Origin of the sequence: Microbacterium sp. J1-1 (assembly GCF_024498615.1) — a bacterium.
In the GTDB taxonomy this organism is placed as follows: domain Bacteria; phylum Actinomycetota; class Actinomycetes; order Actinomycetales; family Microbacteriaceae; genus Microbacterium; species Microbacterium aurugineum.
This window is the reverse complement of record NZ_CP089590.1, coordinates 39,312-52,681: the sequence shown is the minus strand read 5'-3', so window position 1 is coordinate 52,681 and position 13,370 is coordinate 39,312. Positions and strand designations below refer to the sequence as shown.

8 protein-coding genes are annotated in these 13,370 nt (G+C 68.5%); 6 read left to right on the top strand and 2 right to left on the bottom strand.

Annotation, left to right across the window (positions count from 1 at the left end; all coding sequences use genetic code 11):
* Positions 1 to 425: 425 nt before the first annotated feature.
* Genes LRQ07_RS00255 through LRQ07_RS00240 form a run of 4 tightly spaced genes read left to right on the top strand, consistent with a single transcriptional unit; the run spans position 426 to position 4,854 of the window.
* On the top strand, positions 426 to 1,250 hold the full coding sequence (locus LRQ07_RS00255) for a shikimate 5-dehydrogenase (RefSeq protein ID WP_256535467.1): 825 nt from the start codon (positions 426 to 428) through the stop codon (positions 1,248 to 1,250).
* A 32-nt stretch (positions 1,251 to 1,282) separates the two neighbouring features.
* Positions 1,283 to 3,121, top strand: coding sequence for a substrate-binding and vWA domain-containing protein (locus LRQ07_RS00250; RefSeq protein WP_256535466.1), 1,839 nt, complete (start codon positions 1,283 to 1,285; stop codon positions 3,119 to 3,121).
* A 7-nt stretch (positions 3,122 to 3,128) separates the two neighbouring features.
* Positions 3,129 to 4,142, top strand: coding sequence for a hypothetical protein (locus tag LRQ07_RS00245; protein ID WP_256535465.1), 1,014 nt, complete (start codon positions 3,129 to 3,131; stop codon positions 4,140 to 4,142).
* Positions 4,143 to 4,149: 7 nt separating this feature from the next.
* Positions 4,150 to 4,854, top strand: a complete 705-nt coding sequence (locus LRQ07_RS00240) for an aspartate/glutamate racemase family protein (protein WP_256535464.1) — start codon at positions 4,150 to 4,152, stop codon at positions 4,852 to 4,854.
* Between the two features lie 57 nt (positions 4,855 to 4,911).
* Here the strand turns inward: LRQ07_RS00240 and LRQ07_RS00235 are convergent, their stop codons facing one another.
* Complete coding sequence (locus LRQ07_RS00235; protein ID WP_256535463.1) at positions 4,912 to 5,046, bottom strand: hypothetical protein; 135 nt, start codon at positions 5,044 to 5,046, stop codon at positions 4,912 to 4,914.
* A gap of 199 nt (positions 5,047 to 5,245) precedes the next feature.
* Between LRQ07_RS00235 and LRQ07_RS00230 the strand changes: the two genes are divergently transcribed.
* Together LRQ07_RS00230 and LRQ07_RS00225 are read left to right on the top strand one after the other, a co-directional pair.
* Positions 5,246 to 6,397 carry a calcium:proton antiporter gene (locus tag LRQ07_RS00230; RefSeq protein ID WP_256535462.1) on the top strand — a complete coding sequence of 384 codons (1,152 nt, stop codon included), beginning with the start codon at positions 5,246 to 5,248 and terminating at the stop codon, positions 6,395 to 6,397.
* A 46-nt stretch (positions 6,398 to 6,443) separates the two neighbouring features.
* Entirely contained in the window at positions 6,444 to 7,394 is a 951-nt protein-coding gene (locus tag LRQ07_RS00225) for a methyltransferase family protein (protein ID WP_256535461.1), read from the top strand.
* On the opposite strand, the gene LRQ07_RS00220 is transcribed toward LRQ07_RS00225, so the two are convergent.
* Positions 7,334 to 13,351 carry a hypothetical protein gene (locus tag LRQ07_RS00220; protein ID WP_256535460.1) on the bottom strand — a complete coding sequence of 2,006 codons (6,018 nt, stop codon included), beginning with the start codon at positions 13,349 to 13,351 and terminating at the stop codon, positions 7,334 to 7,336. The genes LRQ07_RS00225 and LRQ07_RS00220 overlap by 61 nt on opposite strands.
* Between the last annotated feature and the right edge of the window lie 19 nt (positions 13,352 to 13,370).

The window sequence follows — 13,370 nt, the reverse complement described above, 5'->3', positions numbered from 1 at the left end:
GCCGCCCGGAAAATGGTGTGGCCCTCACCGCGGGGGGAGCGATGAGGGCCGAAGACGACCGGAGGGTGCGTCAGAAACAGCCTAGCTCCTTTTCGGAGGCCTTGTCCCCCTTTTGGGGGACAAATCCGAAAATCGGTGAGGACGACGATAGCGGCCCCCTCGAGTAGCCCATTGGGGACTGAACTACTCGAGAGGGCCCAATCGCATGCACGGATCGTCTTGGCCCTGGGGTGGCTCTTCCGTCTCCTGGGGAGAGACGGGGACGATCAATCCCCGTGTGCATGCACCTTCACCATAGGGGAGGAGGCACGATCCCGCCATGGACGCCACCCCGGTGAGCTCGAACACGGCCGGAGTGCGGGTCCCGCGCCGATCATGGGCTCCGGGCGGAGATGGCGCGAACAGCACGCGAGTAGCCTGAAGCGGTGACGCTGCTCAACAAGGACATGACACTGTGCATCTCGCTGTCGGCGCGGCCGAGCAACAACGGGACACGGTTCCACAACCACCTCTATGAAGCGCTCGGGCTGAACTGGATCTATAAGGCCTTCGCGCCGACCGACCTCGCGCAGGCCATCGCCGGGGTGCGGGGACTCGGTATCCGCGGCTGTGCGATCTCGATGCCCTATAAGGAAGACGTCATCGCGCTGGTCGACCGGATGGACCCCTCCGCCACGGCGATCGACTCCGTCAACACCATCGTCAACGACGAGGGCGTGCTCACGGCGCACAACACCGACTACACGGCGATCGCGCAGTTGATCGCACGCAACGAGCTCGATCCGGCCGCGTCGGTCCTGCTCCGCGGTTCGGGAGGCATGGCCAAGGCGACCGCGGCGGCTTTCCGCGATGCCGGGTTCGGCGAGGTCACGATCGTCGCCAGGAACGAGACGAACGGACGCGGACTCGCGGCGTCGTACGGCTTCGGCTGGCGTGCGGACGTCGCGGACGCGACCGCCGACATCCTGGTCAACGTCACGCCGATCGGGATGACCGGCGGACCGGACGAGCACGCGCTGGCGTTCTCCGACACGACCGTCTCGACGGCTTCCGTCGTGTTCGACGTCGTCGCGCTCCCGGCGGAGACGCCCCTGATCAGGGCGGGACGAGCAGCGGGAGCGACGGTGATCACGGGTGCGGAAGTGGCTACCCTGCAGGCGCTCGAGCAGTTCGTCCTGTACACCGGCATCCGCCCGACCGCGGCGCAGGTGCAGGCCGCGGAGGAGTTCATGCGCGCGGGGACGGCGTGATCGCCGCGACGATACCTGGGTAGCCTAGGCGCATGAGCGCGCCTCGCACCGTACGAAGAGACTTCCCCCGACGGACGACCGCCGCCCTGGCCACGGCAGCGGTCATCACCCTGACGCTGGCAGCCTGCACGGGCGGGGAAGCGACGCCGACGCCCGACGGGAGTCAAGGATTCCCCGATGACGGGTGCACGCACATCGCCATCGCGACGTCGTCGGAGAAGGTCAACATGCTCGACGAGCTCGCGACCGCCTTCAAGGACTCACCGGAGCACGAGGCGCTCGACACATGCGCCACGGTGCGCCCGACGAACGTGTCGTCCGGAAACGCCGCGCGCTACCTCACCTCGGGCGAGGACTGGCCGAGCGACGACCGCGCCCTGTGGCCGACGCTGTGGTCGCCGGCGTCGACCGTCTGGACCGATCGCGTGAGCGCTGCCGCCTCGGCGAACCTCGTCGGCTCGCCGGCATCGTTCACGCGCACGCCGGTCGTGTTCGGGATGCCCGAGCCGATGGCCAAGGCTCTCGGCTGGCCGGACGAGCCGATCAGCATCACCGACCTCGAAGGCCTGTGCCAGGACCCCGACGGGTGGGGGAGCGTCGGAAAAGACATCTGGGGCGCGTTCAAGATCTCGAAGACGAACCCGAACACCTCGACCACCGGACTCTCGACCATCCTGATGCAGTCCTATGAGGCATCGGGCAAGGCGGAGGGGCTCACGTCGGCAGACGTCGACGCCGCCGCCGACTTCTCGCGCGTCTTCGAGGAGTGCGTGATCCACTACGGCGACACCACGGGAAACGTGCTCTCGACCCTGTACGACGAGACGCAGAACGGCGCCAACGGCTCCGCGTACGTGTCGGCCGTCGCGCTGGAGGAGACGTCCCTGCTCAACTACAACAAGGGCAACCCCGACTCCCACACCGTCCAGCCGGGCGAGACGCTGACCCCGCCGAAGACGAAGCTCGTCGCCGTCTACCCGTCCGGGGGCTCGATGTGGTCCGACAATCCCGTCACCGTGCTCGGTGCCGACTGGGTGACAGCGGAGCAGCGCACCGCGGGTGAGGCCTTCGCCGCCTTCCTACAGACCACGGCGGCTCAGGAGATCCTGCCCGAGTACGGCTTCCGCCCGCTCGACGAGTCGGTCCCGCTGGGCGACCTGTTCACCGCCAACTTCGGGGTCGACCCGGCACAGCCCCGCGTGACGCTGCCCAAGCCCGAGGTCGACGTGATCTCGACCGCGATCGACCAGTGGACACAGGTGCGAAAGCCTTCGTCGGTGTTGGAGCTCATCGACATCTCGGGCTCGATGGACGAGCCGATCGGCGACGGACGCTCGCGCCTCGACGGTGCGATCCAGGGCGCGCAGACGACCCTCGACCACTTCCGCTCGACCGATGAGGTCGGGGTCTGGGCCTTCACGACGGATGTCGACTCCCCAGAGGGCGAGGGCATCCAGGTGCTGCGCCGTGTCACGCCGCTGGGCGCCGACGGCGAGAAGCTCGACTCCTCGCTCGATGACCTCCGGTACGCGCAGCGCAACGGGACGCCCCTGTACGACGCCGTCCTCACGGCGTACGAGGCCATGAGCGAGCGGGCAGAACCCGGACGCATCAACGCGATCGTCGTCCTGTCCGACGGCGAGGACACCGACTCCTCCACGTCCCTCGACTCGCTGATCGCGAAGATCGGCAAGAGCACGAAGGAGGGGGGCACCGACGCACCGGTGCGCATCTTCCCGATCGCCTACGGCTCCGGTGCCGACACCTCGGCCCTGCAGCGCATCGCCGACGCCACCGGAGGGCAGATGTTCGACGCCTCCGACGCCGAACGCATCGACCTCGTCTTCGCTTCCGTGATCAACAACTTCTGAGGTGGGCATGATCAGCACCACGACATCCGGTTCCGGCTGGATCGATGACGCGATCGCTGGTCTCGGCGCGGGTGACGTGTACGTATCGCCGGATGTCTCCGACAGCTCCGGGCTGACCGAAGCGCTGACGGGAGTCGTGCCCTCCGACGGATCGGTCGCGGTCGTGGTGCTGCCGAAAGACGCCGGCATCGACAGCCCGTACAGCACCTACATCCTCGAGAAGCTCGTCGGTGCGACCGATCAGCCGACCGTGGTGCTCGCCATCGGAGACGACCTCCAGGCCGCCTCGACGGCGATCGAGAGCGAGCAGGCCCTGTTCATCGCGAACACGAACGAGACGGCCGCAGACGGCGACACGCAGACCGCGCTGATCGAGACCGTGCAGCAGATCGTCGACGAGACGCCATCCGCGCCAGGAGCGGGTGCCGGTGGGGGAGGAGCGGACTGGCTGCTCCCCGTGATCATCGGCGGCGCTGTGCTGGTGGCCGCCGCGGGGACGGCGATCGGGGTGCTCGCCCGGAGACGTCGCAAGCCCGAACCCGTGGCGACGGCGGATCCCGTGCCTCCCGGCATCCGACTTCGGGTGAATCGTCTGCGCGAACTCCGCAGCGACTACGCGAATCTGCCGAACTCCCCGACCGCTGCGGAGACGGCACACGGCATCGATACCCTCGCCTCGCACGTCGAGCAACTCTTCGTCCGCCTCGACGCCAAGGCGGAGGCCGACCAGATCGTGCTCGCGGAAGCCGAGTACTCCGACAAGCTCGCACGCCTCGTCGCGGCGCTGGAACCCGACTACCTGCTCGATCTGCTGACGCGACCCGACCTCTGGGACGCCCCGGACGAGCGCATCGGCGAAGTGCGCGAGGCACTGACAGGCGTGACCACGCAGATCGTCGACAACATCAAGCAGGTCAACGCCCGCACGGGTCTGCGCTTCCAAGTGTCGTTGGATTCCCTCATCGGCCGCTCGGAGTTGCGCGACTGGGAACGGCAGTTCCGGCAGAGCTCGGGGGAGTGAGGGTGAGATGAAGACCATCGGAGTGCTCGGCGGAATGAGCTGGGAGTCGTCGCTCGAGTGGTATCGGCTCGCGAACGAGCGCGTGCACGGGCGGCTCGGCGGTCACCACTCGGCGCGCATCCTGCTGGACTCGCTCGACTTCGCCGTGATCGAGGAGATGCAGGCGCGGGACGACTGGGACGCGGCGGGTGCTCTGCTCGCCGATCGCGCACGCGCTCTCGAGGGCGCCGGCGCCGAGGTACTGGTGCTGTGCACGAACACGATGCACCTCGTCGCGGATCGGATCCAGAACGCGGTGACCATTCCCTTCCTCCACATCGCCGATGTCACCGCCGAGGCGATCGTCGCGTCCGGGATACACACGGTCGGGCTGCTCGGTACGGCGTTCACGATGGAGCGTCCGTTCTACGCCGAGCGCCTCGCGACCCACGGCATCCACACCGTCGTGCCGGAGGAGGACGATCGGGCGGCCGTGCACTCGGTCATCTACGACGAGCTCGTGCACGGCGTGATCCGCGAGGAATCGCGTCGACGCTACGTCGAGGTGATCGAGCGTCTGGTGTCGCGGGGAGCCGAGGGCATCATCCTGGGCTGCACCGAGATCGAACTGCTCATCTCGGCCGCGGACGCCCCTGTTCCGGTGTTCCCGACGACGGCGCTGCACGTCGACGCCGCGGTCGATCTCGCCCTCGGGAACTCGTCCACGCCGTGAGTGCCCGGCGGAGGCGACGCGACTCGGCCCCGTCACCCCCGCCGAACGGGAGTTCACTCAGCCCTTCGCGCCTTTGCGGGGCTTCAGGAACTCGTCTGGTGCATTCTTCTCGCGCTTGGCCGCACGCTTCTCCTTGAGCGTGAGCTGCGGCGCCTTCTTGCTTCCTCGACCCTGGATGGACTTGCCTGACATGGTTGCTCGCTTCCCCTTCTGTGGCTGGCGTAACCTCTGACCATAGCCCGTTGCCTGTGGAAGTCAAATTACTTTCTGACCGGGTTGTTTTTGCTACACTGGACACCGCTGAGAACGACGTGGACACAGCGCTGCGACGGGGACGACCCCGGGCCGCGGTCACCAGTCGGGGACGACCCCACCTCGAAGGAGTCCAGCGATGTCACGCACAGAGCTCAGACAGTTGATCAGCGGCACGGACGTCGTCCGCATCGTCCTCGGATGGGGTGCCTTCGCGGCTCTCCTCCTGCTGCACCCGGTGTTGGCCGCCCCCGTGGCCGCCCCGGTCCTCGTGATCGCCCTCGGCGCGATCATCGCCGTGATCCTCGTGTGCGCGTTCGGTGTGGTGAAGCAGGCCGAGGCCCTCGCCCATCGACTCGGCGACCCCTACGGCTCGCTCGTCCTGACGCTGTCGATCGTCCTCATCGAAGTCATCCTGATCTCGGCGGTCATGCTCGGCCCGGGAGAGCACGCAACCATCGCGCGCGACTCCGTCATGGCCGTCGCGATGATCATCCTGAACCTCGTGATCGGGCTCGCCCTCCTGCTCGGCGGTCTCCGCCACCGCGGCATGGCGCACAACCGCACCGGCACGTCGGCGTACCTGTCGATGCTCATCGTCCTCATCGCGCTGGCCTTCGGCCTCCCGGCCCTCATCGGCACGGACGGGTCGTTCACGACCGCGCAGGAGATCCCGATCATCATCCTCACCGTCCTGCTGTACGCGTTCTTCCTATACCGGCAGATGGGTGCGCAGGCGAGCGACTTCACCGAGGTCGACCCGCGCCTGCCGCAGAGCCCGCAGCACCCGGAAGAGTCCGACGCCGGCGGGGGCATCCGACAGGTCGTGGCCGAGCACCGCACCGAGGTCCTCGTCCGCCTCGCGCTGCTGGTGGTCACCGTCATCCCGATCGTGCTGCTGTCGCACGACATGGCGGCACTCCTCGATGACGGTCTGGGTCGCTTGGGCGCCCCAGTCGCCCTCGCCGGAGTGCTCATCGCGGGCATCGTCTTCCTCCCCGAGTCCATCACCGCCGTGCGAGCGGCCCTCGGCGGTGAAGCCCAGCGGGTGAACAACCTCTGCCACGGCGCCCTGGTGTCGACGGTGGGACTCACCATCCCCGCGGTGCTGATCATCGGCATGTTCACCGGCCAGACCGTAGTCCTCGCTGAGTCGCCGGCGAACCTGCTGATGCTCGCCGTCACCCTGCTGCTCTCGGTGACGACCTTCGCTGCCCGGCGCGTGACCGCGATGCACGGTGCCGCACACCTGGTGACGTTCGCCGTCTACCTCGTCGTGCTGTTCAGCTGAGGCGTCGACCACCGATCGAACGGAACGTCCACCTAGACTGGCCGCTGTGAGGGCGACCCAACGACCATCGGCGTCTGCCACGATCGACGCTGTGACGTGGGGACGCCTCTACTTCGCCGTCCAAGCCGCCGCCGGCACCGCCTGGTGGGTCGCGGTGTTCGCCCTTCCGGCCGTCCGCACCGCGACGCTGGGCGCGCTCGACTTCCGGATCGTCGCCGCACTGGACATCCCGTTCTTCGTGATCGCGTCGGCCCTGGTCGCGTGCGGTGTCCGGAAGGCCGTCTGGATCGCTGCACCGTGGACCGTGCTGGTCGCGATCGGAATGGTCGGGTATGCCACGGTGACGGCGACCGCGGGCTGGGGTGCCCTCCTGATGGTGGCGGCCGCGGCGGGATCGTCAGCTGCCGCGGTCATCCTCCTCCTGGGGCGCGTGCCCTCGGAATGGCTGCTCATCGGGCCGTTCCGGTTCCGTCCGGCGGCGGAGGCCAGTGCCAGGACGCTCGTGTCGAAGACCACGCTCCAGACCCTGGTCTTCTCGGGGACGTTCCTCGTGGCTCTGCCCGCGATCATCGCCGGTTTGGAGTGGCGCTGGGGACTGCATCTCGCCTTCCCCCCTGCCGTCCGCGTCGGCGGAGCCGTCCTGTTCGTCGCGGCGTTCGCGCTCTCGACCTGGTCCTCCACCGCGATGGCCGTGCAAGGGGCCGGCACGCCGTTGCCGTCGTCGACGCCGCGCCGGCTCGTGATCACGGGCCCGTACCGCTTCGTCCGCAATCCGATGGCGATCGGCGGGATCGCGCAGGGCGCGGCCATCGGTCTGATGGTCGGCTCCTGGCTGGTGATCGTCTATGCGCTCAGCGGCTCCCTCGTGTGGAACGCGCTGGTCCGCCCGCTCGAGGAGGCCGACCTCGAGGAACGATTCGGGTCGGCGTTCCGCGCCTACCGCGACCGGGTCTCCTGTTGGATCCCGCGCCGGCCACTCACCGCGCCCACGGGCTGAGCGGTACCGAAGCGCCGCCAACCGATCAGAAGTCCGCCCGCGAGGAGGAGCAACAGCCCGATCCCGGCGAACAGAGACGCGGAAGGCCCATCGAGACCCGTCGACGGCAAGCCGCCGCCACCTCCCTGATCCGGATCCGGAGGCAGGACCGGATACACGTTCGTGATCGCGGCGATCTGCGAGAACGGCGGTTCCGCTCCCTCCGTGGCGGGCGTGGTGATCGTCACGGTCTGTCCGTCGTTGATCCGGGAACCCTCTCCGAACGCGCCGACCGCTCCGGTCTCGGAGACCTGACACACCGACCCGAGAGGAAGTCCGTCCAGACGCGTGCGCAGGTCGCTCGCGCTCGAGACGCTGAGGATGCCGTCGTCCGGCAGCACCAGCGGGACCCCGGCGACCGTGCACTCGACCAGGAACTCGAAGACATCCGGCGCGCGGTCGGCATCACCGGCCACGACCTTCTGCACCGCGAGGTCGCCGTCCAACAGCGTCACCCCGGCCTGCACAGGGGCCACGGAGTACTCGCGCCCGCCCGCATCCGTCCCCACGGCGCCCATCTGGTTCCACGCGAAGCCTCCGGCGTCGGGAACGGTGATCGGAGCGAGGTCCGGGTATGCGGTCGACTCCGGCACGTTCTGGGTCTCGTAGTGCAGCGCGAGCACCTGGCCCGGTGCGAACGATCCCTGCGCGGTGTCGGTGAAGTCGATCGTGACCCGGATACCGGTGACCTCCTCCCACGCCCCCGTGTACGACAGCACCGGCACCCAGGTGGCGGTGCTCTCACAGAGCAGATCGCCGAACCACGCAGAGCTCGAGCCGGTCCCCACGCACGGCGACGCGGACGTCGTGACGTCGAGCGTCAGGGTCGCTCCGCTGGGGAGGACGTTCGCGGCGAGCGACTCCGGAAGGAGCACCGGGTCGAACGTGCTGTTGCGTGCGCCACCCGTCGCGAGCATCCGGTCGCCGATGCGCGGCAGGGGATCCACGATCGACACGGTCTCGAAGCCGACGGTCCCGCTGTTCACGACGGACAGCCGCCAGTCGTCGGTCGCGCCGACCGCCGTGTAGGCAGCGCACGGCGTGCGGGTGTATCCGTCGGGGTCCAGCGGGCAGGCCGCGTCGGGGTTGTTCAGGTTGACCTGACCGTCGACCAGATCACCGTAGATCTCACCCTTGACGTACTTGTACGCGGCGAGGGATCCGCCCGGCGACGGCTGCACGTAGTTGGTCGTGCCGCACTGATCGGGGTCCAGGTCGGGCACCGTGCCCTCGCCGTTCCCGGACGTGTTGGTGCACGCGGTGAGCTCTTCCTCGGTGGTGACGACGAACGTGTTGGTCGTGAAACCGTCGAGAGCGAGTCCCGGAGCGAGCACGAGGTTCACGGTGATGGTGAAGACCTCACCGGGCGACATCCGATTCCCGCCGTCCGGCCAGGTGAACGTCACGTTCTTCCCGGTGTCGTCGATCAACGCGGACACGTCCGTCGACAGCGTTCCGCCTGCCGAGGTCTGGTAGATCGGAGGGGAGAAGTCCCAATCGAGGTACTCGGGGAGCGTGTCCTCGAGCTGGTCGATCGTGAGGAACCCGGTCCCGGTGTTCGTGAACTGCAGCGTCCACGGGAGGCTCGCGCCGATGGAGACGACGTGACTCGATCCGGGCTGCGACTTGACGACGTCGATCTGGTGCGTACCGGGGTCGATCGCCAGTTCGGCGTCGGCGTCGGCATCTGCGTCGGCGAACAGCCCATCGAGCCTCTCGCTCACGACCGTCGCGTCGTTCGGCAACGTGGACGGGAGAACCAGCGCGGATCCATCGCGCTGGGTCGCCAGCACGACGACGTCGAAGGCGAGCTGCGCGGTCCAGTCCTCCGGAGGGGCCGTTCGTGAGAAGACCTCGCCGGCGGCGTTGCGGAACACCGCCCGGAGACCGATGATCTGCGCCGGGTCCGTGCCCGCGGGGAGTGCCGCGGTCGCCGCGAACGCCCCTTCCACCCAGGTGGCGCCCACGAGCGCATCGACCCGCACCTGATCGGCGCCGGCGGGCAGCACGGTGCTCAGCGCCGGGTCGGGCGCGAGCTGCACGCCGTTCCAGAAGTCCGCGTCGGCGTCCGTGATGGTCACCTGCTGGGTGGCCGCGGTCGACGCGCCATCCGTCGCCTCCAGCGCCACGGTGACGGGGTCGTCGAGCTCGGTCTCGAGGATCGCATCCGGATCGATGGTCTTCGCCAGGGTCGCGTCGAGCAGACCGCTGATGAGGACCACCGTGTCGTTCGCCGTGTCGCTCGGAGTCGAGGCGTTGCCGGAAGGCGTAAGCACGGGGTCGTAGGACTGGGCGATGACGTCGTTGGCGACGGTGCCGGGCTCGACGAGCTGATCCGCGTCCGAGCGCTCGTACTGGCGCACTTTGGTGACGATCTCGATACCCAGATCCTCTCCGGCACGGATGCTGCCGCCCTCGGTCGCCGGATCGATGCCGTGGAAGACGACACTGACCCCGACCACCGTCGCGAGCGCACCCGTCGCGAGCGCTTCCGCGTCGGTGAGGGAGAGCGTGCGGGTGCTGAGCGTCCCGTCCGCCGCGCGGTCCCACAGGGTGACGGTCGACGTGTCCGGATCGACCTGATCCGCCGGGTAGGTGAAGGAGAGCGACTGCACGTCGACCCGCTCGTACGGGTTGGTGTCCGGGTCGTAGTCCGCGCCGTCGAAAGGATCGTCCGCCCAGGCGTCCGGTGCGCTCACACACTGGTCCGCCGCACCGGCGACACAGGGGATCGGGTCGGTCACCCGCAGGTAGGAGGCGCGCGCCGTGCTGTCGTTCCTCGCCTCGATGTCGAAGGTCACGTTCGGATAGTTCGCGGGATCCACGTCGGCGGACTCGGGAATCGTCACCGTCGCGGGGGTGACCGTCTTGTCCACCGAGACGAGGGGAGGCTGGTCGATGAGGGTGATGTTGTCCTGCTCGATGTCGCTCCCGTTCCCCGCCGCCGACGTCCAGTCGCCACGCAGGCTGTTCCAGACGATGCCGGGGTCGGGGTCGTTGAACGTCTCATCGGCGCTGACCCACCGGTCCGCCGTCGCGGTCTCGTCGCGGACGACGTTGCGCAGCTCCCAGGTGAGGAACGTCGGCCGGTACTGTCCGACGGCCGACGTCGCCAGTCCGGAGCCGGGTTCGGGGCGCGTCGGATCCGTGCTCGCGGCGCGCGCGGCGTCGTCGGGTGCATAGACCAGGCGCACTCCCGTCGTGCCGGCGGACTGCTCGGGGGAGAGCGTGTAGCCGAGGAAGCCGTCCGGCCCCATCCACGATCCGCCAGGAGCGGCGATAGGGGTCCACACGCCGTCGACGAACAGGGAGACCTCGGTGATGTCATCCCAGGCCAGCAGGGGGTCGTCGGCGAGGGTGACGGGGTCGATGCTCAACAGGTCGAAAGCCTGGAATACCGTCGTGGCCACGCCGGGCGGGTCATCGCCGGGGGCCGTCGCCGGATCGGACAGGGTGAGGCTCTCGATGCCGGGAGTGCCGGTGCGCCATTCATTGCGTGTCGAGACGATCGCCCCCGATTGGGCGTCGAGGAAGTCGACGTCGGTGGTCCTGTCGCCGCTCTCGACCCACCGCTTCTGGACGTCGATGCCCTCTCCCTCACCCGTGGCGGGGATCTGCACGCCGATCGTGTCCTGATCGGTGACGACGTCACTTTCAATGCCGTCCGGAAGGCCGTCGACCTCTCCCCGGCTCTGCGCGCTCGCCTCGTTCTCGTAGACGGTCGGCTCCTGCGCCGACTGCTCGTCCTCGGGATCGTCGCGCAGGTCCGTGGGACCGGTGCCGTCGCGGAGATCGGCTCGCGCCTCGAACACGATGTTCGGCACGACGCTGAACCCCTGGGGGAAACCGTCCGGATTGTCGAAGGTGAAGCGGATACCCGTGACGTCGGACGGCACATCGGGCGGGGTGAGCGCGGCGGCGAACTCGGCACGACTCATCTGGAACGTCTCCGCCGTCGCGCCCGTGCTCACGGTCGCGAGCGTGACCCACGAGCCGTCCGGACGCTGATACTCGACCGTGGCGGTGGTGTTGGGCGGAACCTGGGTCGGCGCGATCGCGACGATGTCGAAAGCATTCCAGAAGTCGTCGGACTGACCCTCGCGCCACGTGTCCTCGACCACGATCTGCGTCGGGTCGACCTGGGCGACCCCTGTCTGCGTGGTCGCGGTCAGGCCCGCGACGACGCTGTTCCCCGGTTCGACCGCACCGCCGGGAGTGATCTGCTTGTCGAGGATGACGTCGATCTGGGGATAGTAGACGGTGATGTCGTCGGAGGCGTCGTCATCCGCTGTTCCGACGTCGTTCGAGGCGGTGACGTCGATCGTGTTCGTCCGCTGATTCGTCGGCGTCGCCTCGCTCACGAGCGACAGGGACGGCTCGATCGCCACGTCGACCGTCGCCACGGCGTCGGCGGGGATCTGACCCGTGAACTCGATCTCGAAGCCGGTGACGGTTCCCGCCGGTGGGGCGGGCGTCTCGCCGTCCGCGAAGGGTACGGGCGCCTGCGCCGTGCCGTCGATGTACCAGACGATCGTTGCCCCGGTGGCGCCCGTCGGATAGTCGATACCGGAGGGGAAGCCGCCGAAGACCATGTCGGCGTCGAAGAAGTCGAGGTCCGAGATCGTCATGCTCTGCACCGGGCCGTTCGAGGTGTTCGTCGCGGTGAGTTGGGCCGTAGCCTCTCCGCCTGCCGGGAGCTCGGCCGGGGTGATCGCCTTCCCGGCGACGACGTCCACGGTCAGGGGACCGATCTCGTACGGAGCCGTCGCGTTGTCGCTGGCCGTCGCGCCGCCGGGGGTGTTCACGGTCGAGGTGATGTCGTTCGTGACCGTGTCGCCGGTGGCGAGCGAGCTCGCGTCGTTGCGGTCGGTCGCGCGCTGTTCCACGGTGAAGCCGGTCGAGGCGGCGGCATCGGATGCGATCGTGCCGCCGGCATAGGTCATCCGGATCCCGCCGACGTCCTCGGGCGCGACCCCGGCGGGCAACTCGGGGGTCGCTCCCGGAGCGCCCGTCTGCCAGCCCCACGTTCCGGTTCCTTCGTCATAGACATAGGCGTCGACCTGGACGGTGGTGGCATCCGGGGGGAGTGTCGTGGACCCGAACCCCTGGAAGTCGACGACGCGGAACGGGTTGTCGGTGCCGAGCGTCGCCGCCCCGTCGACCGCGCTCGTCGGCTCCTGGATCACGAGCGAATCGGCCCCGACGTTCGACTGATTCTGCGCACCCACCGTGATGGTCGACGTCGCGCCCGGGTCGAACTGCTGCGACGCGGGCAACCAGCTCTTGCTGGCTTCGACACCGATGACGGTCTCGACCGTGACGACGGCGTCCGCGCTGTCCTGGATCGTCGCCGGGAGGTCTCCTGGACCGTTGTCCCAGTCCGCCGTCGCGGTGTTGGTGACGGTGTCGCCGTTGTACGCCCAGTCGGCGGGAAGGTCCAGCGGCGCCCGCAGCACGACGCTCAGCTTCAGCGTCCCGCCCGCTTCGAGCCCGATCCCGCCGTCCACCGGCTGCTCGAAGACGACCTGGACCGTGCAGTCGTCGCTGACCTCGACCGGCACGCCACCCTCTTCGACGCACCCGGTCGTCGTAGTGGTCAACGGGAGCGTGGAGGGAGTGTACGAAGAGCCGACGTATTCGAACCCCGCGAACTCGGCGGGGAGCGTATCTGTGAGGACGACATTGAGGCAGTCCACGTCGTCGCAGACCAGGTCGACCGTGTACGTGAACTCGTCGCCTGGTTGGAGAGTGTCCTGCGTTTCCAGGTCGTCGACGCGCTTGTCGATCCGCAAGGACGATTCCGCTGCCTGTGCGGCGAGGGGAACGGCGAGCCCGGCCCCGATGAGACCGAAGACCGCGACGAGAGCGAGCAGGAGGCGGCGCAGTCGGTGTTCAGCGGGTCGAGACTTCGTGGACATGGTGCTCGATTCGTGGGGA

Excerpts from the sequence above, each read along its gene's own strand:
- LRQ07_RS00230 (WP_256535462.1), top strand. The coding sequence starts at position 5,246 with ATGTCACGCACAGAGCTCAGACAGTTGATCAGCGGCACGGACGTCGTC.
- LRQ07_RS00240 (WP_256535464.1), top strand. The coding sequence starts at position 4,150 with ATGAAGACCATCGGAGTGCTCGGCGGAATGAGCTGGGAGTCGTCGCTC.
- LRQ07_RS00245 (WP_256535465.1), top strand. The coding sequence starts at position 3,129 with ATGATCAGCACCACGACATCCGGTTCCGGCTGGATCGATGACGCGATC.
- LRQ07_RS00220 (WP_256535460.1), bottom strand. The coding sequence starts at position 13,351 with ATGTCCACGAAGTCTCGACCCGCTGAACACCGACTGCGCCGCCTCCTG.
- LRQ07_RS00250 (WP_256535466.1), top strand. The coding sequence starts at position 1,283 with ATGAGCGCGCCTCGCACCGTACGAAGAGACTTCCCCCGACGGACGACC.
- LRQ07_RS00235 (WP_256535463.1), bottom strand. The coding sequence starts at position 5,046 with ATGTCAGGCAAGTCCATCCAGGGTCGAGGAAGCAAGAAGGCGCCGCAG.